General features: G+C 68.1%; 20 protein-coding genes and 1 tRNA gene. 12 read left to right on the top strand and 9 right to left on the bottom strand.

Going from position 1 to position 24858, the window contains the following annotated elements; translation table 11 throughout:
- Positions 1 to 64 precede the first annotated feature (64 nt).
- Positions 65 to 544, top strand: a complete 480-nt coding sequence (gene nrdR / locus AOZ53_RS21120; protein WP_006392798.1) for a transcriptional regulator NrdR — start codon at positions 65 to 67, stop codon at positions 542 to 544.
- 22 nt (positions 545 to 566) lie between these two features.
- Here nrdR and AOZ53_RS21125 read toward each other — a convergent pair whose 3' ends face one another.
- Positions 567 to 1526, bottom strand: a complete 960-nt coding sequence (locus AOZ53_RS21125) for a GlxA family transcriptional regulator (RefSeq protein WP_054489186.1) — start codon at positions 1524 to 1526, stop codon at positions 567 to 569.
- A gap of 11 nt (positions 1527 to 1537) precedes the next feature.
- A complete protein-coding gene (locus AOZ53_RS21130; protein WP_054432804.1) occupies positions 1538 to 2107 on the bottom strand; it encodes a cysteine hydrolase family protein in 570 nt (189 codons plus the stop codon).
- Between the two features lie 204 nt (positions 2108 to 2311).
- On the opposite strand from AOZ53_RS21130, the gene ribD reads away from it, so the two are divergent.
- Positions 2312 to 3481 carry a bifunctional diaminohydroxyphosphoribosylaminopyrimidine deaminase/5-amino-6-(5-phosphoribosylamino)uracil reductase RibD gene (gene ribD, locus AOZ53_RS21135; protein ID WP_054489232.1) on the top strand — a complete coding sequence of 390 codons (1170 nt, stop codon included), beginning with the start codon at positions 2312 to 2314 and terminating at the stop codon, positions 3479 to 3481.
- 19 nt (positions 3482 to 3500) lie between these two features.
- Here ribD and AOZ53_RS21140 read toward each other — a convergent pair whose 3' ends face one another.
- A complete protein-coding gene (locus AOZ53_RS21140; protein WP_054489187.1) occupies positions 3501 to 5999 on the bottom strand; it encodes a hypothetical protein in 2499 nt (832 codons plus the stop codon).
- Positions 5986 to 7209 carry a DUF3142 domain-containing protein gene (locus AOZ53_RS21145; RefSeq protein WP_231690656.1) on the bottom strand — a complete coding sequence of 408 codons (1224 nt, stop codon included), beginning with the start codon at positions 7207 to 7209 and terminating at the stop codon, positions 5986 to 5988. Before AOZ53_RS21145 ends, AOZ53_RS21140 begins: the two co-directional genes overlap by 14 nt.
- Positions 7210 to 8054: 845 nt before the next feature.
- Between AOZ53_RS21145 and AOZ53_RS21150 the strand changes: the two genes are divergently transcribed.
- From AOZ53_RS21150 to AOZ53_RS21165, 4 genes are all read left to right on the top strand, one after another.
- The gene (locus AOZ53_RS21150; RefSeq protein ID WP_369816849.1) at positions 8055 to 9971 is read left to right on the top strand and encodes a PrkA family serine protein kinase; all 1917 of its coding nucleotides are present in this window, start codon (positions 8055 to 8057) and stop codon (positions 9969 to 9971) included.
- Between the two features lie 12 nt (positions 9972 to 9983).
- Positions 9984 to 11243 (top strand): YeaH/YhbH family protein, encoded by a 1260-nt coding sequence (locus AOZ53_RS21155; RefSeq protein WP_054432798.1) that lies wholly within the window; start codon positions 9984 to 9986, stop codon positions 11241 to 11243.
- Entirely contained in the window at positions 11240 to 12790 is a 1551-nt protein-coding gene (locus AOZ53_RS21160) for a SpoVR family protein (RefSeq protein WP_082380476.1), read from the top strand. Before AOZ53_RS21155 ends, AOZ53_RS21160 begins: the two co-directional genes overlap by 4 nt.
- Positions 12791 to 12961: 171 nt before the next feature.
- Positions 12962 to 13052, top strand: a tRNA-Ser gene (locus AOZ53_RS21165).
- Between the two features lie 178 nt (positions 13053 to 13230).
- Here AOZ53_RS21165 and AOZ53_RS21170 read toward each other — a convergent pair.
- A complete protein-coding gene (locus AOZ53_RS21170) occupies positions 13231 to 14088 on the bottom strand; it encodes a LysR substrate-binding domain-containing protein (protein WP_054489188.1) in 858 nt (285 codons plus the stop codon).
- A gap of 83 nt (positions 14089 to 14171) precedes the next feature.
- On the opposite strand from AOZ53_RS21170, the gene AOZ53_RS21175 reads away from it, so the two are divergent.
- The 3 genes from AOZ53_RS21175 (at position 14172) to AOZ53_RS21185 (ending at position 16412) form a co-directional block, all read left to right on the top strand.
- The gene (locus tag AOZ53_RS21175) at positions 14172 to 14552 is read left to right on the top strand and encodes a tautomerase family protein (RefSeq protein ID WP_054432851.1); all 381 of its coding nucleotides are present in this window, start codon (positions 14172 to 14174) and stop codon (positions 14550 to 14552) included.
- A gap of 347 nt (positions 14553 to 14899) precedes the next feature.
- Entirely contained in the window at positions 14900 to 15676 is a 777-nt protein-coding gene (locus AOZ53_RS21180) for a putative nucleotide-diphospho-sugar transferase (protein ID WP_231690657.1), read from the top strand.
- Between the two features lie 85 nt (positions 15677 to 15761).
- Entirely contained in the window at positions 15762 to 16412 is a 651-nt protein-coding gene (locus AOZ53_RS21185) for a DsbA family oxidoreductase (protein ID WP_054432793.1), read from the top strand.
- A gap of 106 nt (positions 16413 to 16518) precedes the next feature.
- Here the strand turns inward: AOZ53_RS21185 and AOZ53_RS21190 are convergent, their stop codons facing one another.
- Positions 16519 to 17793 (bottom strand): hypothetical protein, encoded by a 1275-nt coding sequence (locus tag AOZ53_RS21190; RefSeq protein WP_054476535.1) that lies wholly within the window; start codon positions 17791 to 17793, stop codon positions 16519 to 16521.
- A 23-nt stretch (positions 17794 to 17816) separates the two neighbouring features.
- Positions 17817 to 18809, bottom strand: a complete 993-nt coding sequence (locus tag AOZ53_RS21195; RefSeq protein WP_054476536.1) for a Bug family tripartite tricarboxylate transporter substrate binding protein — start codon at positions 18807 to 18809, stop codon at positions 17817 to 17819.
- 144 nt (positions 18810 to 18953) lie between these two features.
- Between AOZ53_RS21195 and AOZ53_RS21200 the strand changes: the two genes are divergently transcribed.
- Complete coding sequence (locus tag AOZ53_RS21200; RefSeq protein WP_054432787.1) at positions 18954 to 19859, top strand: LysR substrate-binding domain-containing protein; 906 nt, start codon at positions 18954 to 18956, stop codon at positions 19857 to 19859.
- 158 nt (positions 19860 to 20017) lie between these two features.
- Positions 20018 to 21496 (top strand): glutamate-cysteine ligase family protein, encoded by a 1479-nt coding sequence (locus AOZ53_RS21205; protein WP_054489192.1) that lies wholly within the window; start codon positions 20018 to 20020, stop codon positions 21494 to 21496.
- Positions 21497 to 21531: 35 nt separating this feature from the next.
- Here AOZ53_RS21205 and AOZ53_RS21210 read toward each other — a convergent pair whose 3' ends face one another.
- Both AOZ53_RS21210 and AOZ53_RS21215 read right to left on the bottom strand, forming a co-directional pair.
- On the bottom strand, positions 21532 to 23325 hold the full coding sequence (locus AOZ53_RS21210; protein ID WP_054432783.1) for a patatin-like phospholipase family protein: 1794 nt from the start codon (positions 23323 to 23325) through the stop codon (positions 21532 to 21534).
- Entirely contained in the window at positions 23322 to 24236 is a 915-nt protein-coding gene (locus AOZ53_RS21215) for a hypothetical protein (protein ID WP_054432781.1), read from the bottom strand. Before AOZ53_RS21215 ends, AOZ53_RS21210 begins: the two co-directional genes overlap by 4 nt.
- Positions 24237 to 24402: 166 nt before the next feature.
- Between AOZ53_RS21215 and AOZ53_RS21220 the strand changes: the two genes are divergently transcribed.
- The gene (locus AOZ53_RS21220; protein WP_231689805.1) at positions 24403 to 24846 is read left to right on the top strand and encodes a CesT family type III secretion system chaperone; all 444 of its coding nucleotides are present in this window, start codon (positions 24403 to 24405) and stop codon (positions 24844 to 24846) included.
- Positions 24847 to 24858 lie beyond the last annotated feature (12 nt).

The raw sequence follows: 24858 nt of genomic DNA on the forward strand, positions 1-24858 counted from the left end.
GATACACTGCCACATCGTTACAATATCGCTGAATTATTGCTTTCCGTGTTTTCAGGGATCACACATGCGGTGTCCATTTTGCGGCAATTCCGAAACGCAGGTCGTCGACAGCCGTGTCTCGGAAGAGGGCGATGCGATCCGCCGCCGGCGTCGCTGCCAGTCCTGTGACAAGCGCTTCACCACCTACGAGCGGGTGGAGCTGGCGCTGCCTTCCGTGGTCAAGCGCAACGGCAGCCGCAGCGACTACGATCCCGCCAAGCTGCGCGCCAGCCTGAGCCTGGCGCTGCGCAAGCGCCCGGTCAGCACCGAGGACGTGGACGCGGCCGTGGCCCGCATCGAGGAACAACTGCTGGCCAGCGGCCTGCGCGAAGTGGCTTCCGGGCACATCGGCGAGCTGGTCATGAACGAGCTGCGCAAGCTCGACAAGGTGGCCTACGTGCGCTTCGCCTCGGTCTACAAGAGCTTCGAGGACATCGGCGAATTCGTCGAGGCGATCCGCGAGATGCAGGGACCGGTGCTGCCCGGCAAGCTGCGCAAGGAATGAGGCCGCGGCGCGGCCCGGCGCGTTAAAGCGCCACCGCCCGCGCCATGCTGGGCGTCTGCGGCTGGAACCGGCGCCACACGCGGCGCAGATGCTGGGCCGAGCCGAAGCCGGATTTCTCCGCCACCAACTCCAGGTTCAAGCGGGTCTCGCGCAGCATGTCGCGCGCCAGCGCCACGCGTATCTGATACAGGTAGTCCATCGGCGTGCAGCCGGCATGCTCGCGGAACAGCCGCGTCAGGTGGCGGGCGCTGGTGTGGGCCTGCTCGGCCAGCGATTGCGCCGACCAGGGCGCCGCGGGGTTGCGCACCACCGCGTCCTGCACCCGGTGCACGCCCGGATGCATGTGGTTGCGGTGCTCCAGCCAGGGCGACAGCGCCGAGTCGGTGCCGGCGCGGCGCTGGTACACCACCATGTCGCGCGCCACTTCGCTGGCCACGCGCGGGCCGCAATGGCGCGCCACCATGTGCAGCGCCAGGTCGATGCCGGCGGTGATGCCGGCGCTGCTGACCAGGTTGCCGTCTTCCACGAAGATGCGGTTGTCGTGCAGCCGGGCGCTGGGATCCAGGTCGGCCAGCTGCGCCAGGCAGCTGTGGTGCGTGGTGCAGTCGCGCTGGCGCGTCAGGCCTGCCGCGGCGGCGAACAGGGCGCCGGCGCAGACGGTCATCAGGGTGAAGCCGTCGGCCGGATGGCGCGCCGCCAGCCAGTCGATGATGACGCGGGCCTCGGGCTCATCCAGGCGGATGTGCTTGCCGACCACGCCGGACACGATCACCAGCGCCTCGGGCGGCAGTTTCTCGGGCAGCGGCTGGATCCGGGCCAGGTGCAGGCCGGGAATGCCGCTTTCGACTTCGGTCGACGGGCCGCAGAAATGCTGCGAGAAGGCGTCCGGGCACAGCTTGTTGGCGACCCGGAAGGCCTCGGCCGGCCCGGCCACGTCGAGCAGCACGATTCCCCTGGGCAATACGAAATGCACGGGAATCATGGCCGGTCGCCTTATTGCGCGTCCGCGAAGACGTCGGCGGCGCGGGCGATGCGGGCGAAGCGGCCCTGCAGCACCAGCTCGGTGGCGTCGCGGATCTCGGCCGGCGTGTAGTGCTTGCCGGACGGGCTCTGCATCGCGAAGGTCAGCGTGGCGTCGGTCGGGAACACCACCTTGAAGCCGTCGTCGCTGGCGTGGCGGGTGGTGGTTTCGCAGCACTGTTCGGTGCGGATGCCGCTGACGATGACGCCTTCGATGCCGTGCTTGCGCAGCCATTCCTGCAGCGTGGCGCCGTCGGCGTCCTTGGCGTAGAGCGAGGAATGCACGGTCTTGTGGAACACGGCGTCGGGGGCGATGCGCAGTTCCTTCAGCGTCTTGACGTGGCCGGAGGCCAGCGAAAACGGGTTGGCCGGGTCGTTGGCGGCGCTGATGTGGAACACCTGCAGCACCGGGATGTCGCGGGCGCGGGCGGCGTCGATCAGGCCCTGCAGTTGCGAGACGAATGCCGGGTATTCCGATTCGTCCCAAAACGGACGCTGGCGGAAGGAATCCTGGACGTCGATGACGATCAATGCTTGTTTCATGGCGGCGGGCTCCGTGCCGTGGGATTTCAGGAGGTACGTGGCGTATTGTGTGCCTGCCCCGGCTCCCGGGCGAGGCCGTCTCCAGACCTGCGTCGGCCTAAAACGGACATCCATTTCAGGCCGCTGCGGCCATCATAGCGCCTCCGCCGGCGCCGGCGGGCGCGGCGTGCCGCGGGCCCGCCGCGGACATACAATTTGGCCATGATGATGAATTCCAGCCCGACCCCCGGCCAAGCCGACGACCTGTCCTGGATGCGGCGCGCCCTGGCCCTGGCGCAGACCGTCATGTATTCGACCGCGCCCAACCCGCGCGTGGGCTGCGTGATCGTGCGCGACGGCCGGGTGCTGGGCGAGGGCGCGACCCAGCCGCCCGGCGGCCCGCATGCCGAAGTCTGCGCGCTGCGCGATGCCCAGGCGCGCGGCGAATCGGTGGCGGGCGCCACCGTCTACGTCACGCTGGAACCCTGCAGTCATTTCGGCCGCACGCCGCCGTGCGTGGATGCGCTGCTGGCGGCCGCGCCGGCGCGCGTGGTGGTGGCGATCGGCGATCCCAATCCGCTGGTCAACGGCAAGGGCCTGGCGCGGCTGCGCGAGGCCGGCATCGCCGTCACCACCGGCATCTGCCGCGAAGAGGCGCTGGCCCTGAACGCGGGCTTCATTTCGCGCATGAGCCGCGGGCTGCCCTGGACCTGGCTCAAGATGGCGGCGTCGCTGGACGGCCGCAGCGCGCTGCATAACGGCCTGTCGCAATGGATCACCGGCCCGGAGGCGCGCGCCGACGGCCACCGCTGGCGCGCCCGCAGCTGCGTGGTGCTGACCGGCATCGGCACCGTGCTCAAGGATGATCCGCAATTGACCGTGCGCAGCGTCGAGACGCCGCGCCAGCCGCGCCGGGCGGTGGTCGACGGCCGCTTCGAGATTCCCGAGGACGCGCGCCTGTTCGACGGCGGCGAGGTCATCGTGTTCACGGCCCGCGCCGACGCCGCCAAGCAGGCGCGGCTGGAGGCCAGGAACGTGCGGGTGGTGGCGCTGCCCGCCGAGATGCCCGACCGGGTCGACCTGCCGGCCATGATGCGCTGGTTCGCCGCGCAGCAGTTCAACGAAGTCCACGTCGAGGCCGGCGCCGGCCTGAGCGGCGCGCTGGTCGCGGCCGGCTGCATCGATGAGCTGCTTATCTATATGGCGCCGATGCTGCTGGGCGACGCCGCCGGCGTGGTCAAGCTGCCCATGCTGGAACGGCTGGACCCCGCTCCGCGCTACGAATTCATCGAGGCGGAGCGGGTGGCGGCCGACCTGCGCCTGCGCGCCCGGGTGCCGGAGCACTGGCGAGGGTTGCTGCGGCGGGTCGAGTTGCCCGCCGCCGGGACGCCGTAGCGCCCGTGCGGGGCGCTTTTTACGCCAACGGATCCTGGCGCTTCTTGCCGTTGCCGGCCGGCGCGCCATTGCGCCAGGCCCACAGGCCGGCGCCAAGCGCCGCCAGCGCCAGCAGGCCGGCGGCCAGCAACACGCCCGGATGCTGCTTGCGGACACGTTCCCAGGCCTTCCATGCCTGGATATAGTGAAAGCGCGAAGCCGACTGGAAGTCCGGTTCCGGGCATTCGCGGCCGAACGTGCCGCTGAAGGGCACCTGGGCGCCCTGATCCACGTAGCGCAGATAGATGGCGGTGGCGCGCTCCGGCGTGTCGTCGATCACGTAGCGGGCGCCGCGGCAGAGGGTGGCCGCAAAGGCCTGCGAGCGGGTCGGCAGTTCGTCGGCCGCCTTCAGCGCGTAGTCGGCGGCGATCTGGCGGTAGTGATAGCGTACGTTGGGGCGCGCCTCGCTGGCCGCGTAGCGCACGCGTTCTTCCTGCGTTACGAAGGGGCCGGGCAGGTCCGCCTCGGCGCGCTGCCGCGGCGTTTCCATCGGTACGCCGGCATCGGCGCGGGCCTCGCGCCACCAGGGGTTGGCGTCGCGGCCGGCGCCGGCGGAGTAGTTGCCCTCGTAGACGGCGTAGTCCGGTCCCTGTTCGTAGCCCATGATGCGCATGCCGTCGCGGCGCGCCAGCGTGGCGGCGGTGTACCAGGCTTCGGCGCGGGTGGTGCGGCCCCAGGCGTTGCCCGCGGCCTGCAGCGCGTCGCCGTACTGGGCGGCGCGCTGGCGGACATCGGACTCCCGGATCTTCCAGTTGCCGTTGTCGTAGTCGAGCGAGGCGAAGCGGGGATCGGAATCCGCGGGAAAGTACGGCAAGGCCTCGGCCACCCGGTTTTCCCGCACCAGCCGCCGCGCCAGCAGCTGGCGCAGGCGGTCATGGACGGGCGGCTGGTTCAGGCGGCTCCATTCGTAGAACTGGTCGGTCGTGTAACGGCTGAAGCCCGACGGCCGCGACGGCGCGGGCGGGGGCGGCGGCAGCCGGTCGACATAGGCCTTGAGCTCATCGGTCGTCAGCACGCGTTCGGCCACGTAGGCCGCGTCGTTCCAATAGGGCGAGAGCGGCCAGCCCTCTTCCGGCGGCGGGGCGCCATCGCCTGCCGCCGCGGCCCGGTACAACTGGTCCAGGGCTTCGACGTATTGGCCGCGCGACAGCGACAGCACGCCCTGTTCGCCCTTGAGCAGGGCGCCGGCTTCCGCCTCGACGCTGCCGTCACCGCGCGGGAACGCCTCCGCCGCGCGGGCGTAGGCCTGGGCGGCGAGCTCGTTGTCGCCGCGGCGGATCGCCAGCTTGGCGCGCACCCACCAGGCCAGCGCCGTGTCGAGCCGGTCGGCCAGCTCTTGCGCCAGGTCGTAGCGGCCGACGCGGTAGGCCAGCGCCGCGACCCGGTCGGCGTCGGCGATCCGTCGCGGATCCTGCGTCTGCAGCGCGGCCACCAGCGATTGCAGCGCGGGGTTGGGCGTGACGTTGGGCGTGCCGTCGGCGGCGTCGGCCAGGCTCAGGCGGCCGGTGGCCTCGAAGTTGGCGAAAGGGTCGCGCGCGCTGTCGGGCTTGCCGTCGACGATGTCGCCCAGCCGGGCCAGGCCGTACGCCACCAGCAGGCGCTGGCCGACCGGGTCGTCGATCAGGCGGATGGCGCGCGTCGGCGCGGCCAGCGCCCAGTCGGCCATCAGGCGCAACGATTCGCGGCCGCTGACCGACTCGCGCGCGGCCTGGGCGGCATACAGGCGCACGGCCTGCTGCAGGTCGGCCGGCGCGATCGCATCCATGCAGGGCGAGGCGTTGAACAGGTCTTCGTAGGCGCATTGGCCCAGGCTGCCGGACAGCGACAGGCGCGCTTGCTGGCCGTAGCTGGCGACGGCCAGGCCCAAGGGGTCGGGCGCGCCTTGCAGCGCCAGTTCGCGCACGCGGGCATAGGCCTGCGCCGGGTGATCCGTCGCCGGCGTGGTTCCGATGTCCCCGATTTCGGCCAGCAGGTAGGCGGCCCAGACGCTGCGGGTTGCGGCCTGTTCCGCCGGCAGCGCCAGGATGGCCAGCAGGCGCTGGCGCGCGCGTTCCAGGCGCGGTTCGTCCGGCGCCTGGGCGGCGCTGCGGTAGTCCACCGCGGCGGCGACGTAGAGGCGCGCGGCTTCCGGCAGGCCGTCGCCGGCGGCGTAGGCCTGGTCGCCGTCGGGACGGGCGCGCATCGCCCGAGCCTGTTGCCGTTGCGCCGGCGTCAGCGTCGCGTCGAACGCTTCGGGGATGGCGTCGGAGCGGTACGTGCCGTCTGGCAGCAGCGGCGATTCGTTGGCCCGCAGCGCGTCCGTGGCCGGCATCAGCCGCGCCGCTTCGTAGGCGAACGAGTTGGCGGGCGTGCCCTGCAGCGTGCCGGCGCGGTCGTCCAGCAACTGCGGCGGGAAGTCCGGGCCGCAGGCGATGACGATGCCGGCGCCGGCGGCGCAGGCCAGCGCCAGCGCGGCGGCAAGCGATTTACGGTTGTACATGGAAGCTCGGGGTTGCGGAGTCACAGCGGATCCATCCAATGGCGCGTTCGGCGCCGGCGCGCAGCAAGCCATCCTGCGCGCGGCGAAGATACCTGCCCTCGCGATCGTATTCAAGGGTGTAGCCGTTGATGCCGTCGGCGGCGCCGCATGTGGCGTCGAGCCGGACGGTGAACGGGAGCGCGGTGTCGGCGTTGCCGCGGTTGGCCAGCCGCACGTCGCGCGCGCCGCCGGCGCCGGGCGCGGCGGCGATCACCTCCAGTTGCGGCGTCAGCGGTTGACGCGCCAGCACGGCGCGCCAGGTCGGCAGGCTCCAGGCGCGCGTGTCGGCCTGGGTCGGCAGGCGGAACCAGACGATGCCGCGCAGCCCCGACGGGCGATCGCGATCGAGCGTGGCGACGAAGGCCGCCATGGCGTCGGGCGTGACCAGCAGCTCGGCCGAGCGGCCGCCCGGCATCAACGCCGGGCGTTCGCTTTCGACCGCGGCGATCCGGCCATGCTCGTCCCAGGCGACGCGGCTGCCATAGGAAGGCAGCGCCACGCGCCAGGGTTTGCCGGTCTGGCGCGCGTAGGCATCGAGCCAGGCGCGGGCCCGCTTGGCGTCGAACAGGCCTTGCGTGGGGTTCTGCACGGCGTGGACCTGCAGCACGGTTTCGTCCGGAACCGCCAGCAACGCGGGCAGCGCGGGACTGTCGAGCCAGGTGGGCAGGGCGGTGATCGACAACGGCAGGCTGGCGCCGAGGTGGGTCTTCAGCGTCGCCAGCAATGCGCGATAGGCCGGCAGCTTGGAGGTGGCGCAGTCGTAATCGATTTCCAGGCCGGCCGGCGTGACGCCGGCCTGGCGCCAGGCCGCCAGCGCGGCGATGGCGCGATCGGCGATGTCGGTGTCGCGCAAGTCGTTGACGCGGCCATCCAGCCGCAACACCAGCACCACCGGTCGTTGTGACGCGGCCAGCGCGGCGAGGTCGGGCGCCGCGTCGAACCAGGCGCCGTCGGCGCGCAATTCGGCCGCCAGCACCCGCCATGACCGCACCGCATCCGCGCCCTTGGCCAGCGCGCTGACCAGCGCGGGCGTCCATTGCCGTTGCCAGACATAGGCGTCGTTGGGCAGGGGCGGGGCGGCGCGTTCGCACGCGGCCAGCAACAGCACGCCGCACGCGGCCGCCAAGCGCCGCCAGCGCATCGGCGCGCGGACGATGCGGAGCCCTTGCATGAGGCGGCGCGAGCGGGGCGGCATGATGGGACGGACGGTGTTTGAAAGCGGTGTCGTACGCGGTTTCGCGGGATGCGTGATTCTATCCTTGACGCCGCAAGGGGTATTAGCACTCTCGATGCCTGGCTGCCAACCCACCGCGTGATAGCCGTGGACCATCGGCCGCATAGCGTTTGCCCGCGCGGCCCGCGGCGTGATGGCAGCAAGTTTGGGAGTGATTCCTGCATGTCTGCGTCGAAGCATCCGACAGCTTTTTTTTACCGCGTGTGCACAAATGAATTGCCACAAAACCGTCAATTGGGCTTAAGCTAGGTCATGACTTGGCGCTACGCGCGCATGGCTTGCTCCACGACCCGCCACGCGCCCTCGTCACCACGGATTCCAGTGTCGCGTACCGGCGCTTTTCACAAACCGGACCGACACGTTGCTGAACGCAGTCGCCTTGCGCCGTTCAGACCGTTCGCTGCCATCGCATAGCGAACGCACCGGACTTGCGTTCCGGATCATAAGAATCCACCGGGATATCTCATCCCTTCAAATCATTGCTGACCATTTCGTGCGTGGCTGCGTCATGCGCCCGTTCTACAGCGATATGCTGAAGGCGAACGAGTGAACTTATTCACGTTGGTTGCAATCCCTGACGGAACTTGTGTCTCCAGGGTGCAGCCTAAACGGAAAGGGCCCGATCGTGCTCTTGGTTGATGTGTGGCGAAAGCAACATACGACCGTGCCGAGATTGCTTATAGCGAGATTGACTAGTCACGCTGAAGCACTGAGGCACACAATGGGGACACGTAGGGACGTCATGGCTTTTTCGCGTGTTGTAGGAGGTTTCCGTGCAAAACATCGTCGAAGGCTTCAAGTCGCAGTATGCAAGAGAACAGGAATCAGAGCTTTCCCTAGAGGAATATCTGGACCTCGCCCGACGCGACCCGATGGCATACGCCAGCCCCGCTGAGCGCATGCTGGCGGCGATTGGCGAACCTGAAATCGTGGATACGCGCAACGACCCACGTCTTTCCCGTTTGTTTTCCAACCGGACCATCCGGCGCTATCCGGCGTTCCAGGAGTTCTACGGCATGGAGGACGTCATCGGGCAGATCGTGGCGTTCTTCAAGCACGCCGCGCAGGGACTGGAAGAGCGCAAGCAAATCCTCTATCTGCTGGGGCCGGTCGGCGGCGGCAAGTCGTCCATCGCCGAACGCCTCAAGGTGCTGATGGAGAGCTTCCCCATCTACGCGCTCAAGGGCTCGCCGGTGAACGAGTCGCCGCTTGGCCTGTTCCATCCGGAACGCTTCGGCGACACGCTCGAAAAGGAATACGGCATTCCGCGCCGCTACCTCACGGGCATCATGTCGCCGTGGGCGGTCAAGCGCCTGAAGGAGTTCGACGGCGACATCTCGCAATTCCGCGTGGTGCGCCTGAACCCGTCGGTGCTGCGCCAGGTGGCGATCGCCAAGACCGAACCGGGTGACGAGAACAATCAGGACATCTCGTCGCTGGTCGGCAAGGTCGACATCCGCAAGCTCGACCGCCATTCGCAGGACGACCCGGACGCCTACAGCTATTCCGGCGGCCTGTGCCTGGCCAACCAGGGCCTGCTCGAGTTCGTGGAAATGTTCAAGGCGCCGATCAAGATGCTGCATCCGCTCTTGACGGCGACGCAGGAAGGCAACTTCAAGGGCACCGAGGGTTTCTCGGCGATCCCGTTCAACGGTTGCATCCTGGCGCACTCGAACGAGTCGGAATGGCAGACCTTCCGCAACAACAAGCACAACGAGGCGTTCCTCGACCGTATCTATATCGTCAAGGTGCCTTACTGCCTGCAGGTCTCGGAAGAGGTCCGCATCTACGAAAAGCTGCTGCATCACAGCTCGCTGTCGACGGCGCCGTGCGCGCCGGGAACGTTGGACATGATGGCGCAGTTCTCGGTGCTGACCCGGCTGAAGGAGCCGGAGAATTCCAGCATCTACTCGAAGCTGCGCGTCTATGACGGCGAAAGCCTGAAGGACGTCGATCCGAAGGCCAAGGCGCTGCAGGAGTACAAGGACTACGCCGGCACCGACGAAGGCATGAACGGGGTCTCGACGCGCTTCGCGTACAAGATCCTGTCCAGCGTCTTCAACTACGACCAGACCGAGGTGGCGGCCAATCCGGTGCACCTGATGTATGTGCTCGAGCAGCGCATCGGGCGCGAGGACTATCCGGAGGAAATCCGCCGGCGCTACCTGGAGTTCATCAAGGGCTTCCTGGCGCCGCGCTACGCCGAGTTCATCGGCAAGGAGATCCAGACCGCGTACCTCGAGTCGTACTCGGAGTATGGCCAGAACATCTTCGACCGCTACGTCACGTTCGCCGATTGCTGGATCCAGGACGAGGAATTCCGCGACCCGGAAACCGGCGAGAGCTTCGACCGCAGCGCCTTGAACGACGAACTGGAGAAGATCGAGAAGCCGGCCGGCATCGCCAATCCGAAGGACTTCCGCAACGAGATCGTGAACTTCGTGCTGCGGGCGCGCGCCAACAACAATGGCCGCAACCCGACCTGGACCAGCTATGAAAAGCTGCGCGAGGTGATCGAGAAAAAGATGTTCTCGAACACGGAAGACCTGCTGCCGGTGATCTCGTTCAACGCCAAGGCGTCGGCCGAGGACAAGTCGAAGCACCAGAGCTTCGTCGACCGGATGGTGGAAAAGGGCTACACGGAGAAGCAGGTCAGGCTGCTGTGCGAGTGGTACCTCCGTGTGAGGAAGTCTTCCTGAGCGAGGTGAATCATGAATTCACTGATCGATCGCCGTCTTAACGGGCGCAACAAGAGCGCCGTTAACCGGGAGCGCTTTCTGCGGCGTTACAAGGACCAGATCCGCAAGGCGGTCCACGGGATGATCCGCGACCGCTCGATCCAGGACATGGATCAGGGCGGCGAGATCAACCTGCCCGCCCGCGATATTTCCGAGCCGACGTTCCGGCACGGCGCGGGCGGCGACCGGGAAATGGTGCATCCGGGCAATCGCGAGTTCGCCAAGGGCGACACGTTCGACCGGCCTCAGGGAGGAGAAGGCCAAGGCGGGTCCGAGCCCGGCGAGGGCGAGGCGGTCGATCAGTTCACCTTCAGCCTGTCGCGGGCCGAATTCCTCAACCTGTTCTTCGAAGACCTGGAACTGCCTCACCTGGCGCGCACCCAGCTGGGCGAGGTCAGCCAGAAGAAATGGCAGCGCGCCGGCTACACCACCACCGGCTCGCCCAGCATGCTCAGCATCAGCCGCACGCTGAAGTCGTCGCTGGCGCGGCGGGTGGCGCTGAGCGTGAAGGCGCGGGCCGACCTGGAAGACGCGGAAGAGCGCCTGGCCAAGGCCAAGGCGGCGGGCGAGCCCGCCGACCAGATCAAGGCCCTGGAGCAGGACGTCGAGGACTGCCGCGAGCGCCTGGCGCGCGTGCCGTTCCTGGACGACCTGGACCTGCGCTACCGCAACCGCGTGTCGGTCGCGATCCCGATGGCGCGCGCGGTCATGTTCTGCCTGATGGACGTGTCCGGCTCGATGGACGAGGGCAAGAAGGACCTGGCCAAGCGCTTCTTCACGCTGCTGTACCTGTTCCTGTCGCGCAAGTACGAGCACGTCGACCTGGTCTTCATCCGCCACACGGACAATGCCGAGGAAGTGGACGAGCAGACCTTCTTCTACGATCCCAAGAGCGGCGGCACCATCGTGCTGTCGGCGCTGGAGCTGATGCGCGAGATCGTCGAGAAGCGCTATCCGCCCACGGCCTGGAACGTGTATGCGGCACAGGCCAGCGACGGCGACTCGTTCGGCGCCGACGCGGGCAAGAGCGCGCGCTTCCTGGCCGAGCACCTGCTGCCGGCCACGCGCTACTTCGCCTATATCGAGGTTCCCGACTCGCAGGAGGCGCGCAAGAGCAGCCTGTGGGCGGAATATGAACAGAAGCTGGCGCCGCATTTCGTGATGCGGCGGATTTGCGATCGCGGGGAAATCTATCCCGTGTTCCATGACCTGTTCAAGAAGGAAACCGCATGAATGCCATCCTGGGCGCACTCGTGGAGCCGGAGTCGGCCGGCAGCCCCCGGCCGCTGTCGCAAGGTTCCGAATGGACGTTTGAACTGATCCAGTCCTATGACGACGCGATCTCGCAGGTCGCGCGCGAGTACGGGCTGGACACCTATCCGAACCAGATCGAGGTCATCACCTCGGAGCAGATGCTGGACGCCTATGCGTCGGCGGGCCTGCCCATCGGCTATCCGCACTGGTCGTATGGCAAGGAGTTCATCCGCAACGAGCAGTTCTATCGGCGCGGCATGCAGGGCCTGGCCTACGAGATCGTGATCAACTCCAACCCCTGCATCGCGTATCTCATGGAAGAGAACTCCATGACGATGCAGGCGCTGGTGATCGCGCACGCCTGCTACGGCCACAACTCGTTCTTCAAGGGCAACTACCTGTTCCGCCAGTGGACCGACGCCGATGGCGTGCTGGATTACCTGGTGTTCGCCCGCAAGTACGTGATGGATTGCGAGGACCGCTACGGCATCGACGCGGTCGAGGCGCTGCTGGATTCGTGCCACGCGCTGTCGCACCACGGCGTGGACCGCTACAAGCGGCCGACGCCGATCTCGTACAAGGAAGAGGCCGCGCGCCAGGCCGAGCGCCAGGAGCACGCGCGCCTGCAGTACAACGACCTGTGGCGCACCCTGCCGCGGCTGGAGGCCGACAAGGACGAGCGCGTGGCCGCGTCGGTGTTCCCGCCCGAGCCGGAAGAGAACCTGCTGTACTTCATCGAGAAGTATTCGCCCAAGCTGGCGCCGTGGCAGAAGGAGCTGGTGCGCATCGTGCGCAAGGTCGCCCAGTACTTCTACCCGCAGACCCAGACCAAGGTGATGAACGAAGGCTGGGCCACGTTCTGGCACTACACCATCCTGAACCGGCTGCACGAGAAGGGGCTGGTCAACGACGGCTTCATGATGGAGTTCCTGCAGAGCCACACCAACGTCGTCAGCCAGCGTGGCTTCGACGAGCGCGGCTACGGCGGCATCAACCCGTATGCGCTGGGCTTCGCGATGATGTCGGACATCCGCCGCATCTGCGAGAAGCCCACCGATGAGGACCGCCGCTGGTTTCCCGACATCGCCGGCGGCGACTGGCTGAAGACGCTGGACTTCGCCATGCGCAACTTCAAGGACGAGTCCTTCATCTCGCAGTACCTGTCGCCGCGCCTGATCCGCGAGTTCCGCTTCTTCGCGATCTCCGACCACCAGGCCAATCCCAAGCTGGAAGTCGCCGCCATCCACGACGACGACGGCTACCGCGACATCCGCCGCCTGCTGGCCGCGCAGCACAACCGCGACAACCAGGTGCCGGACATCCAGGTGGTGCGCTTTAACCGCGACACCGACCGCTCGCTGGTGCTGCGCCACCTGAAGAGCCGCGGCCGGCCGCTGGCGGCCGAGGACGCCGAGCAGGTGATGAAGCACCTGGCGCGGCTGTGGGGCTTTCGCGTGAGGCTGGAGGAAACCGAGCCGGACGGCACCGTCGGCTCGTACCGCGAGCAGGATCCGCCCAACGCGTGAGGGGGGGCGGCGGGCGGCCTCGGCGCCGCCGTCGCGCGGCAGGCCGGGAGGCTCGTGGCAAAAAGGGGACGCAATCGCGTCCCCTTTTTCTTTTGCCGCGCCGCCAATGCAGCTTTCTTGCCGATCTGCTAGAATCGCGGATTCGCATTTTTCGGAATGCGTACCAGATCAGGACAGGTGGCCGAGTGGTTGAAGGCGCACGCCTGGAAAGCGTGTATACGTCAAAAGCGTATCGGGGGTTCGAATCCCCCTCTGTCCGCCAAGAATTTCACAAGCGTTGCCGCGCGGTCGCCCGCCATCAGCTTGCCCCAGAACCCGCATGGACATTGGTCCTGCGGGTTTTTTGTTTTCCGGCGAGGACGCCGCGGTAAGCGGCGTTCCCTTGAGGGCTCAAGTGGCCCGCGACCCGCGACACCGCTTGACCGATCCGGCTTTGGCGATCAGCTTCGCACCGCGCCGCGAAAGGCCGCCGAGAGCGCGGCCAGCGCATCCTGCGAGCGGCTGTCCCTGACCCGGGTATGCAGCAGGATGGGCAGCCGCGGCAGATCCGGTAGCCCCAGCCTGGGACCGACGTCGACCGCGCCGAACGGCACCATGCGTGGGGCCAGCGCGGCCACCCCAAGCCCCGCCATGACGGCGGCGGCGACCGTCATCACGCCGCCGCCCACGAACACTTCGGTCCAGGGTATGCCGGCCTCATCGAGCAGTTGCCCGGCCAGGGCGCGCACGCCGCAGGGCTCGGCCATCGTGGCCAGCGGCAGCGGTTCTCCCGCCCGATGTTGCCAGCCGGGCATGGCGAACCAGCCGAACTTTTCTTCGGCGAGGATTTCCCCATCGCCGCGGCCCGCCTGGAAGCGGACGATCACCGTATCGAGCTCCCTGCGGTCGAAACGTTGCAGCAGCTCGGCCGACGAGCCGATCCGGATTTCGATCAGCAGCCGGGGATCCTGCGCGTTCATGCGTGCGATCAGCGCCGGCAGTTCCGGACCCGCGACATGGTCGCTGATGCCGATGGCGAGACGCTGCCGCGTTCCCGCGACGACCGAGACCGCCCGGTCGTGCGCCTCGATGAGCTTGCGCGCGTGCTCGAGAAAAGTCGCGCCGTGGGCTGAAAGCTCCACGCGCCGGGGCGTGCGTTCGACGAGCCTGAAATCCAGCCGGTCTTCAAGCCGCTTGAGCTTCAGGCTGATCGCCGCCTGGGTGGTCTGCAGCGATTCGGCGGCGCGGGTGAAACTGCCCAGCTCGGCAATGCGGATGAAGGCTCTGACCGCCTCCAGGTCGAGGGCGCGCTTGGTCATTTCAAAACTTTATCGTTGAAATAAAAATGCATACGTTATCAGAATGGATAATGGGCAGCGGGACCACAAAGGAGGAACTTCCCATGCCGTTCGCTCATATCTCATTGCGCTCCGGAAAGCCGGAGGCCTATAGGCAAGCGATCTTTGACAGCGTTTATCGCGCGCTGCGCGAGACATTCAATGTTCCCGAGGATGACCAGTTCATGGTCATGACCGAGCATGAGGCCGCGAATTTCCGCTACGGGGCGACTTACCTCGATATCGCGCGAAGCGACGATCTGGTGTTCATCCAGATCACCGCGAACAACACGCGTAGCTTGGAACAGAAGAAGGCGTTGTTCCGGCGGATTGCGCAATTGCTTGGCGAAAATCCCGGCCTGCGGCCCGAGGATGTGTTCGTGAACCTCGTCGAGGTGCTGAAGGAAAACTGGTCGCTGGGAGGCGGCCTCGCGCAATACGCCTGAGCCGGCTGGCAACAGCACTCACGCCGTCGGAATTTTCCCGACGCGCGGCAAGCCCTGCCCGGAAAGCCGGTTGAAAGTTCTGTTGGGCCTGGAACGGCGCTTCAGAGGGAGGCCGCGCGAAGAATTATTTCAGCGTGGCGATTTGAATTTCGACTGATTGCAATTGCGTCGACGCGTATCGCGTCGATCCATAAACTCTGCCTGCGCTTCGATCCCGCGCCTGTACCGCCCGCACCATCGTGCGTCGCGTTACGGCGGGAGAAGCGTTGTGCGAGCCTGCCTCCGCGCTGTCGACATGACGTTGCCGGTATGCCCGCTGTACCTGATCTTGAATAGCGTGGCGCATCATGTTCGATTGGTTTCGACGCAGGTGGTTCGGCTGGTCCGCGGAGCAGGCGCGAGGGGTTCCGAGCTTTCCGGGGCCGGACAAGGTGGCGCCGGGCGGGCGACGAGGTAGTGCCACGGGCATGGTGGTGGCGTTTTTCACCTGCGACAGCATTTACGAGGCGGAAAAGAATCGCCTGCTGCGCTCGGCGGAACGGCTGGGGCTTGCCGTCGACGCCGAGCCGATCGAATCCGCCGGGTCCTGGGTGCGCAATGCGTCCATGAAGCCATCGGTGCTGGTTGCCATGCGCAAGAAGCACACGGGGCCACTGCTGTATGTCGACGTGGACGCGGTGTTTCATCGCGATCCGTGGCCGACGCTGGCCGCGTTGGACTGCGATATCGCCGCCTACCATGAGCCCGACGGGCACTTGCTGAGCGGCACGTTGTTCATCAACCATACGCCGGCCGCCGCCGCGCTGTTGCAAGCCTGGGCGCAGGCCTGCGCGGAGAATCCCGACGAGTGGGACCAGCGGGTGCTGGAGCGCCTGCTGGCCAGCGACGCCTTGTCCGCCGAGCCGCGTTACCGGCAGGCGCGGCTGCCCGTTGCCTATTGCTGGATCTTCGACAAGACCGACAATGCGTCGTGCGACGAGGTGTTCATCGAGCATCTGCAGGCCAGCCGGGAAGCCACGCAGCGCAAGCGCGTGTTCGGCAGGCCGGTGCGCGCGGTCAGGCGGCGCCGGGATAGGGTGCGGGCGATCGAGCGGATCCTGTTTGGTCGGAACGCGGCGCGCTAGGCGTCGCGGCCCTGGCGCGTCCAGGGTTTCTTGGCCGTGGTGCCGTGCTTTGGTCTACGCTAGCTCTCTGTTCCCGGAGAGTTCCATGTCCAAGATCACTGTTGATTTCGTGTCCGATGTCGCCTGTCCCTGGTGCGCGGTCGGGTTGGGCGGCCTGCTGACCGCGATCGAGCGGGTGGGCGGCGAGGCCGAGGTCGAGCTGCATTTCCGTCCGTTCGAGCTGAATCCCGACATGCCCAAGGGCGGGCAGAACACCATCGAGCGCCTGATGGCCAAGTATGGCTACAGCCGCGAGCAGGTGCAGGCCAATCGCAAGGTGATCAGCGAGCGCGCCGCGGCGGTCGGGATGCGCATGCGCATGGGCGACGACAACCGCTCGTTCAATACCTTCGACGCCCATCGCCTGTTGCACTGGGCCGGCCTGGAGGGGCAGGGCAGCCAGACGGCGTTGAAGAAGCGCCTGCTGGAGACCTATCACTACGACAACCAGGACACCAGCGACGTCGAGGTGCTGGTGCAGGCGGCGGCGGACGCCGGGCTGGATGCGGCCGAGGCGCGCGCGGTACTGGCCTCGGGCCGCTACAGCGAAGAGGTGCGCAAGGAAGAGGCCGAATGGCGCGACCGCGGCATCACCTCGGTGCCGTCGGTGATCCTGAACGGCAAGTACCTGGTGTCCGGCGGCCAGCCGGCCGACGTGTTCGAGCAGGCGCTGCGCCAGGTCGCGCGCGAGGGGTGAGCGGCGGGCGGCGCCATGGGCGCCGCGCCGCGATCCGCATGACCGCGAGGCCGCCGCGTCGTTGCCGCGCGACGGCGGTCCCGGGCTTGTCCATGCGGCGGCCGGCTCAGGCTTTCACGATCGGCGCGACATCCAGCACGTACATCTGGCGTTCGCCTTCGTGCACCGAATCCACGCACACCTGCGTGCCGTCGCGGCTCCAGCGCGGGTGCAGGTCACAGCGGTTTTCCTTGGACAGCGAAGGATCGGCGTAGAAGCTGCCGAGGTCGTGGCGCTGCCCGGTGCGCATGTCGTACAGGAACAGGATGCGTTCGTGGGTGACCGGATCGGGATAGGTGTCGCTCAGCAGCCAGCGGCTGTCCACGGGTGAAAACGTCATGTGGCCGTTCTCGGTGAGGACGCCGTCGCCCACCACTTGCACTTGGCCGCCGTCGGCATCTTCGTACAGGTGGTAGTGGATGCGGCCGGCATGCGGTCCCCAGACGATGATCGAGCGGTCGTCGCGCCACAGCGGGTGCGAGATCTGGTATTCCGATTTCTCGTAATCGAAGGTGCCGACGGCGGCCGGATCGAAGTCGTCGGCCAGCTGCGGCAGCGGATGATCGGAACATTCCAGCAGGCGCATGTCGCTGCCGTCCGGGTTCATGGTGATGAGGCGGTGCAGGAAGCAGGTCTCGTCCTCGACGCGCTCAGTCCAGCGATGCAGGAACAGGATGCGCGTCGACGAGGGGTTGACCTCGATGTGGCTGACCCAGTGGATGGCGCGTTCCATCGAGGCGCGCGGATGGAAGTTGCGCAGGTCGGCGTAGCTGACCAGCAGGCGGTGGGCGCCGCTGTCCAGGTCGAGCGTGTGGATGCCGTCGTCGGCCGGCGCGTTGGCCACCGGCGCGGGCGCGTGTTCGCTGTAGCCGATGGTCTGGTGCGTGATGTAGAGCCGGCGGTAGTCCACGCACAGCGCGTAGCGGCTGTCGGGGGCGGCGACGTAGATCGGCAGCGGCAGGTAGCGCGTCTGGCCGGTGACGAGGTTGTGGACCGCCGAGCGGAATCCGGGATAGAAGCCGCCATCGTCGTCGCGCCGGCAGTTGTAGATCAGCTGCGGCTCGGCCTGGCCGTCCAGCCACTGCAGCTGGCAGCCCATCTGCCAGTTCCAGGCGGTGGTGGCGCCGACGGCGTGGTAGCGCTCGCCGTCGCGCAGGTCGAAGTAGCCGACCTCGGCGCGCAGCCCGGGCGTGAGCACGGCGTCCTTGACCGGCGCGCGGTTGGCCAGCAGATAGCGGCCGCCGCGATGCCAGACGGTCTTGTTGTAGTAGCCGAAGAAATGATGGCCCGGCGGGCCGCCCAGGCGGCGGCAGGCGATGGCGGGAGTGGTCATGCGATTCATCAATGAAGGAAGGGGAAGGGCGTTCAGCCGGCGCTGATGTGTTCGGTTTCGATGACCTTGTTCCAGCGGGCGCGCTCGCGCTCGACGAAGGCGCGCGCCTCGGCCGGGCTGTTGCCCACCGGCGTCATGCCCAGGTGCTCGAGGCCGGCGCGGAATTCCGGATCGGCGTAGACGCGGCGCAGGTCGGCGCTGAGCTTGTCGATCAGCGCGTCGGGCACGTCCTTGCCGGCGGCCAGGGTGGTCCAGGAGGTCACGGTCAGGCCGGGCAGGCCGGCCTCGGCGGCGGTGGGCACGTCGGGCAGCGCGGCCGAGCGCGTGGCGCCGGTGATGGCCAGCGCCTTGAGCTTGCCGGTCTGGATGTAGCCGATGGTGGTGGGCACGTTTTCGAACAGCAGCTGGATCTGGCCGCCGATCAGGTCGTTGATGGCGGCCGAGCTGCCGCGATAGGGAATGTGCGCGATCGGGGCCTGCGCGGCCATTTTGTAGAGTTCGCCTACCATATGCACCGAGGAGCCGACGCCGGCCGAGCCGAAATGCAGGTTGTCGGGGTTGGCCTTGGCCTGGGCGGTCAGTTCGGCCAGGGTGTTGGCCTGGAGCGTCGGGCTGGCGACGACCACGTGCGGCATCTCGGCGACGATGGTGATGACCTTGAGGGCCTCGGCCGGGCGGTAGTTCAGGTGCTTGTAGACGCCGTAGGTGGCATGCAGGCCGATGGAGCCGAGCAGCAGGGTGTAGCCGTCGGGGTCGGATTCGGCGACGAATTTGCCGCCGATGTGGCCGCCGGCGCCGGGCCGGTTCTCGACCACGACCGGCTGGTTGTAGAGCTGGCCCAGGTACTTGGCCAGCAGCCGCCCCTGGATGTCGGAGCTGCCGCCGGCGGTGAACGGCACGATGATCCGTAACGGGCGGTCCGGATAATTGGCCTGGGCCTGGGCGGCGAACGGCAGGGCCGCGCTCGCCAGGGTCAGGCAGAAGGCTTGCAGGACGCGGCGGCGCCAGGGATGGCTTGAACGCATGGTATTTCCCCTACAGCGGTTGGTGTTTCGGTGGGGTGCGGGAGCAGGAGCACCCGAGGAGCCACGAGTGTAGGAGTCGCTAAGTATTTGAAAAAATTCTTTTTTCGGCATAGTCTATGCAAGTTTGCTATACCCTGTGACCCCATGAGCCGACCGCTGAATTTCCGTCAGATCGAAGCCTTCCACGCGGTAATGCTGGCCGGCACCACCACCGGCGCGGCGCAGATGCTGCGCACCACGCAACCGTCGGTGAGCCGCCTGCTGGCGCAGGCGCAGCAGGCCAGCGGCCTGAAACTGTTCGACATGGAGCGCGGCCGCCTGCGGCCGACGCGCGAGGCCAAGGACCTGTTCGATACGGTCAAGCGGCACTTCGTCGGCCTGGAGCGCATCGAGGACCGCGTGGCCGCCATGCGCCGTAGCGGCAGCGGGGTGTTGCGGCTGGCCTGCACGCCGGCGCTGGGCCTTGGCATGCTGCCCGGCGCGGTCGAGGAATTCGCGCAGCGCTATCCCGACGTGCACATCAACATGCAGACCGTGGGCAGCCAGTATCTGCGCGAGGGGCTGCTGCACGGCACCTACGATGTGGTGGTGACGACCGTGCCGCTGGACGGCGCGCACCTGGCGCTGCAAAGCCTGCACGAAAGCGCGGCGGTCTGCGTGATGCGGCCGGACCATCCGCTGGCGGCGCTGCCGGCCATCGGCATCGCCGACCTCAACGAGCGCCGGCTGCTGGTGCTGAACGCCGACGATGACGTCTACCTGCAGTTGCGCGGCGCGATGCTGGCGCACCAGGTGCAGCCGGTGTCGGAAATCGAGACCACCTATTCATCGACGATCTGCGCGCTGGCCGCGGCCGGCACCGGCCTGGGGATCGTCAATCCGTATATCGCCGACGTCTTCGCGCAGCAGCTGGCGATACGTCCGTTCACGCCCAAGCTACCCGTGCGGGTCTGCATGGCCTATCCGGCGCAGACCGCGCCGTCGGTGGTGACCGAGGCCTTCGTCGACATCCTGACGCGGCGCTTCGGAGACATGGTCGAGTCCGTCTGAGACCGTCTCGACAGCCGCCGGGGAACGGCGGCGCCATCGGTGTTACTCAGCTTGCGGCGCGTATCGCGCCAGAAGAACAAGGAGACAGTCTTGATGCACGCCGCCACCCTTTCCGTTCCCGATGTCCGGAACCGCCCGCGCGCCGCGGGAGCGGCGCGATGACGCCGCGCGCGGGACGCACGCTGGGGCTGGAGATGGAAATGGCGGTGGCGCGGCGCGATACCGGCGCCAGCCACCCGGTGGGCGGCTACTTCGAGACCTTGGCCGCGATCAAGGCGGCGCGCGGCGAGGCGCCGGACCTGGCGCGCATCGGCGAGCGCATCGTCGGCGTGTCGGTGGCGGCCGGCGAGAGCGGCCTGGACAACGGCTTCAACCTGCTCGAGACCGCGTTCGCGCCGGTCTCGGAGGATGACGGCGGACTGGACGAACTGGCGCGGCGCGCCACGCGTGAACTGCATGACGCCAGCCGCGCGCTGGAAGCGGAAGGCGCGGTGCTGCTGAATGCGTCGGAGCATCCCGACTGCACCCTGGACCCGTCGTGGTACGCGACGGTGCACGTGCCGCGGCCGATCTACCGCGAGCTGGTGGGCCATCGTGAATGGCTGCACCGCGTGGGGATCGACGCCAAGGCGCAGAACAGCCCGTGCACGTCGGTGGACGTGACGCAAGCGGCGCGCGCGCTCAACGTGGTGCTGGCGCTGGCGCCGGCCAGCATCGCGATCTTCGCCAACAGCCCGCTGGAGAACGGCCGCGCGACCGGCCTGAAGGAGAACCGGCTGACGGTGTGGGACCGCATGTTCCGCCACTCGCGCTATGCCGGCGACTATCACCTGCAGCGCCTGCCCGAGCGGCCGTTCGTGGACCTGGGCGATTACTTCCGCTGGATGTTCGCGCCCGGCACCGCCAGCCGCTGCCTGCCGCTGGCGACGGACGATGGCTACAAGTCGGCCACCGGCGTGTACCTGCGCGGTTCGCCGTGCCTGTCGGCGTTCCTGGCGTCGGAGGGCTGGCCGGGCCGGCGCTCGGACACCGGCGAGGGCGTCACCATCGCGCCGCAGGGCGCGCATTTCGAGTATTCGCAGTTCGCGCATTTCCTCGATGCGCGCTGGCGCTACCGGCTGGCGACGCCGCCATCGCTGGAGGCGCTGCGTGAAGCCTGGCGGCGGCCGGGCGGCATCGAGGAGCTGTACGCGCAGCTGGGCGCCAGCGGCTACATCGAAGGCCGCGCGCCCGGCGCCGGCTTCGCCGATGCGCAACTGCTGCGCGAGGCGGGACGCGAGGTGGCGGCGACGCTGGTGATGGCGCCGTCGGCGCTGCAACTGGGATTGATGCGCAACCTGCCGCAAGCCGAGGATCTGTTGCGGTCATGGGGCTGGCTGCGGCTGCGTGCCATGCGCGCCGACGCCATGCGCGACGCGCTGCACGATCCCGCGGTGCATGCGCTGGCCGGCGAGGTGCTGGCGGTGGCCGCGGGCGGGCTGGCGCCGCACGAGCGCCATTGGCTCGGTTATGCGCGCTACGCGGTCGATGCGCGCAGCAGCGGCGCGGACCGCCTGCTGCGCCTGTGGCGCGAACTCGATGGCGATCCGCGCCGCCTGGCCAAGGTGTGCGAGGCCAGGGCAGTGGTGCCGCTCTGAATCGCCCGGCCGGCCCCGTGCGGGGCCGGCATCGTTCAGGCCAGTTGCGGCATCGGTCCCAGGCCGGGCGGCGGAACGTTGTCGACCAGCGCCAGCAGTTGGCGTTGCAGGCCATCGGGCGCGGCGCCGGTGCGCAGCGCCTGCTTTTCGCCGTCGGTCAGCAGGCCCGCCAGGTCCGCCAGGCTGTCGCATTCCATCGAGTAGGCCTGATGCGTGCGCACCGCGATCTGCTCCAGCGACTTCCAGGCCGACAGCATGTGGGCCTGGTGCTGGACCTCGTCGCTGATGTTCGAGGTCAGCGTGCTGATGCCGCCGTGGAACACCGGCAGCGCGTTCGGGCCGGCCGTCCAGATCTTCTGCTTGTCGGCGAAATCGGCGCCGGCCTGGTCGGGGTGGCTGGTGATCAGGTTGACGAAGAACGACTTGATCTTGCCCAGCACGCCCGGCGTCGGCGCCTGGGGCGGGCCGCCGTGCATGATCTGGTAGGCCTTGCCGTTTTCGTCGAAGGTCAGCAGCAGGGTGCGGGCCTGCGTCTGGCCGAGCGCGTCGCCGGTCAGGGCGGTGGGCACGCCCTGCGCGTCCTTCGGATGGGTGAAGACCTCGGACGGCATGTTGCTGCCGATGCCGCCATCGGCGTAGACCTTCTTGCCGCCGTCGGCCGTCTCCACCGACACCGCCTTGAACGCGATCGGGAACGACATCGACATGCGCGCGGCATAGGCGATCGGCATGTCCGGCGCGCTGTCGGCGTCGAAGTATTCCTCGACCTGATCGGTCTTGTTCCAACCGGTGAGCGTCAGCTGCTTGAACTTGTCGGGCGCCAGCGTGTTCAGCAGCTTCAGGTCGCCGAACGTGATCATGCTGTCCTTGTGTTCCTGCTCGAAGTCCGGCAGCTGCTGCAGGCGGCTGAGGCGTTCGAGCTGGCGGTCGCTCAGCTGGCCCTGGCCGGCGAGCGCGACCAGCTTGTCCTGGAACGCATGGGTGTTCCAGTGCGTCGTCAGGTAGTCGTGCACGCTGCGCGAGGTGGTCTGGTCGACTACCTTCAAGGAAGCGACGGCGGGCGCGAGGCCGCCTTCCATCTTCAGGTCGGGATAGATGCGCGCCAGGTCGCCGCCGCCCTTGAGCGCATCGAGCATGCCCGGGCGGAACAACGCGTCGGCCGGCCCCTGTTCGAACTGCGCCGCGCTCAGGCCCGCCGCCAGGCAGGTGGCGGTGAGGGCGCCGGCGGACGAGCCCGACAGGTGCTTGAGTCCGGCCAGCATGCCGGTCTTTTCCATCTGGTCCAGGCCGGCGCTGTAGCCGATGCCCTTGGCGCCGCCGCCGCGCAGCGCCATGTTCTCGAGCTGCGGCGCGGGGCGGATGACGACGTACTTGTCGCCGCGCGGGATGATCTGCGGGCGGGTGTCGGCCTGCGGCAGGTTGGACATGAGTTCCGAGCGCGCCGCATCCACCTTGAGCCGGTCCAGCGCCATGGCGGCGGATTTGCCGGCCGACTTCATGGCGCTGGCGAAGTCCTTGCCGTCGACCGAGCCGTCCTGCTTGCGCGGCAGCGCGTCGAAGGAGCGCTGGACGATGGACTCGAAGCGCGTCTGCACGTCGCCGGCGAAGCTCTCGATGCCCTTGGGGCCCATCATGTTGGCGAGCGCGCTGGTCTCCTGCATGAAGTACTGCTCGAACGAGCGCTTGGCCGCGTCGACGTGGGCGGCGTTGGTGTCGGGCGTGACGAACAGGCCCTTGAGCTGGCCCAGCAAAGAGGTCGGCGCCTGTGCCGGCGGTTGCCAGACGGAGGCGGCGGCGCTGTTCTGGATGGCGCTGGAGATACCGTTCATACCAGCGCTCCCGGCGCGGCGGCGCCCGTGGCGGCGGCCGCCACGCCAAAGGAAATCTGCGCGCCTTCCAGCGCCAGGTCGCGCACCAGCGCGCGCGTGTCTTGCGCCTGCGCCAGCTGGTATTGCAGCCAGCGCGGCCAGGTGTCGTCGTCCAGGCGCTCGAGCGCGATGCGGCCGCTGCCCGTCACGAACTGGCGGCTGTCCAGTCCGACCACGTAGGCGTGGCCGCGCAGCGCGTTCTGGTTGATGAGCAGCGCGCTCTTGATGACGGCGCGGCGCAGGCTGCCCTGCAGCGCGGCGGCGTCGTGCAGGAAGAAATCGATCAGCAGCCGCCGGTTGTCGGGGTGCAGCGTAACGCGGCCGGGCAGGTCGTCGAACAACAGATCGAACTGGCGCGCGCCGCTGGGCAGCGTGTCCAGCCCGCAGGCCAGCGCGAGCCGCGCCAGGTCGCGCTCGGCCTGGCGCGCATCGCCTTGCGGGCCGCGCGGCAGCGCCGCGGGCGGCGTGGCGTCGGGGTGGGGGCCGGCCAGGCGGTCGAGTTCCCGCAGCAGCGTGTCGGCGATGTCGTGCAGGGCCTGGGCGTCGCAGGCCGCGTACAGCGGCAGGCTCAGGCTCGGCCCCAGCTCGGGCGAGATGCCGCCGATCAGGCCCGCGCCCAGGCGCGTATCGAAGCCGCGGCGCAGCAGCGCTTCGCCCTGCGGGTCGTCGAAGCCGGGCGCGTCGTTGAAGGCGTGACGCCAGGCGGTGAGCACCACGCTGCCGTCGTGCGCGTTGCGCGCCATGCCCAGTTGATGATGGTCGTCCAGCGGGACGGCCCATTGCGCGGGCTGTTCGGTGTCGCCGGTATGGAAATGCGCCTGCGCGTACTGTGCGGCGGCCTGCGCGATGTCGGAGAGGGAGTTGAACGCCATGGAAAGCTCGCGGAGTGGGAATCACCCCTTGAGTAACAGCAGCATGCCTTCCGGTTCCCTGCCGGGGCCTGGGATTCGCGCGGCGCGGGTGCCATAATGTGGCCTCGTCCATCTCGCGCTGCGGGCGGCCGCGCCCGTTCGCGCCCGCATCGCCACTTTCGTTACCGTGTCAGACCCTCATTTCGCCCAGGTGCTTTCCGAACTCGGCCAGGCGCTGGGCATTCCCGCGCTGGCGCCCGCCGAGGGCGGGCTGTGCCAACTGGCATTCGATGGCCGCCATCTGGTGCAGCTGATGGCGCATGGCGCGCGCGGCCAGATCCTGCTGTCCTGCGCGGTGGGCGGGGGCAAGATGGATGGCGCGCTGGCGTTGCTGGCCGCGCAGGGCAACTTCCTGCAGGCGGGCGGTGGCGTGGTGGCGTGCGCGGCCCCGGATGGCCGCATGCATCTGCAGCTGGGCGTGGCGCGCGAACAATGCGGCGCGGACGCGCTGCTGGCCGCGATCGACGCGCTGCTCAACCAGGTCGAGGCCTGGGAGAAACGCGCCGCGCGCGCGGAGCCGGGCGCGGACGCGCCGTGGCGCAATCCCGCCTTCATGATGCAGTCGGTCTGACCCCGCGCGGGG

Source organism: Achromobacter sp. 2789STDY5608621, from assembly GCF_001299375.1.
In the GTDB taxonomy this organism is placed as follows: Bacteria; Pseudomonadota; Gammaproteobacteria; order Burkholderiales; family Burkholderiaceae_B; genus Achromobacter; species Achromobacter insuavis.

What these genes read in the sequence shown, in the direction of transcription:
- nrdR (WP_006392798.1), top strand. Translation starts at nt 65, where the DNA reads ATGCGGTGTCCATTTTGCGGCAATTCCGAAACGCAGGTCGTCGACAGC.
- AOZ53_RS21125 (WP_054489186.1), bottom strand. Translation starts at nt 1,526, where the DNA reads ATGATTCCCGTGCATTTCGTATTGCCCAGGGGAATCGTGCTGCTCGAC.
- AOZ53_RS21130 (WP_054432804.1), bottom strand. Translation starts at nt 2,107, where the DNA reads ATGAAACAAGCATTGATCGTCATCGACGTCCAGGATTCCTTCCGCCAG.
- ribD (WP_054489232.1), top strand. Translation starts at nt 2,312, where the DNA reads ATGATGAATTCCAGCCCGACCCCCGGCCAAGCCGACGACCTGTCCTGG.
- AOZ53_RS21140 (WP_054489187.1), bottom strand. Translation starts at nt 5,999, where the DNA reads ATGTACAACCGTAAATCGCTTGCCGCCGCGCTGGCGCTGGCCTGCGCC.
- AOZ53_RS21145 (WP_231690656.1), bottom strand. Translation starts at nt 7,209, where the DNA reads ATGCAAGGGCTCCGCATCGTCCGCGCGCCGATGCGCTGGCGGCGCTTG.
- AOZ53_RS21155 (WP_054432798.1), top strand. Translation starts at nt 9,984, where the DNA reads ATGAATTCACTGATCGATCGCCGTCTTAACGGGCGCAACAAGAGCGCC.
- AOZ53_RS21160 (WP_082380476.1), top strand. Translation starts at nt 11,240, where the DNA reads ATGAATGCCATCCTGGGCGCACTCGTGGAGCCGGAGTCGGCCGGCAGC.
- AOZ53_RS21170 (WP_054489188.1), bottom strand. Translation starts at nt 14,088, where the DNA reads ATGACCAAGCGCGCCCTCGACCTGGAGGCGGTCAGAGCCTTCATCCGC.
- AOZ53_RS21175 (WP_054432851.1), top strand. Translation starts at nt 14,172, where the DNA reads ATGCCGTTCGCTCATATCTCATTGCGCTCCGGAAAGCCGGAGGCCTAT.
- AOZ53_RS21180 (WP_231690657.1), top strand. Translation starts at nt 14,900, where the DNA reads ATGTTCGATTGGTTTCGACGCAGGTGGTTCGGCTGGTCCGCGGAGCAG.
- AOZ53_RS21185 (WP_054432793.1), top strand. Translation starts at nt 15,762, where the DNA reads ATGTCCAAGATCACTGTTGATTTCGTGTCCGATGTCGCCTGTCCCTGG.
- AOZ53_RS21190 (WP_054476535.1), bottom strand. Translation starts at nt 17,793, where the DNA reads ATGAATCGCATGACCACTCCCGCCATCGCCTGCCGCCGCCTGGGCGGC.
- AOZ53_RS21195 (WP_054476536.1), bottom strand. Translation starts at nt 18,809, where the DNA reads ATGCGTTCAAGCCATCCCTGGCGCCGCCGCGTCCTGCAAGCCTTCTGC.
- AOZ53_RS21200 (WP_054432787.1), top strand. Translation starts at nt 18,954, where the DNA reads ATGAGCCGACCGCTGAATTTCCGTCAGATCGAAGCCTTCCACGCGGTA.
- AOZ53_RS21205 (WP_054489192.1), top strand. Translation starts at nt 20,018, where the DNA reads ATGACGCCGCGCGCGGGACGCACGCTGGGGCTGGAGATGGAAATGGCG.
- AOZ53_RS21210 (WP_054432783.1), bottom strand. Translation starts at nt 23,325, where the DNA reads ATGAACGGTATCTCCAGCGCCATCCAGAACAGCGCCGCCGCCTCCGTC.
- AOZ53_RS21215 (WP_054432781.1), bottom strand. Translation starts at nt 24,236, where the DNA reads ATGGCGTTCAACTCCCTCTCCGACATCGCGCAGGCCGCCGCACAGTAC.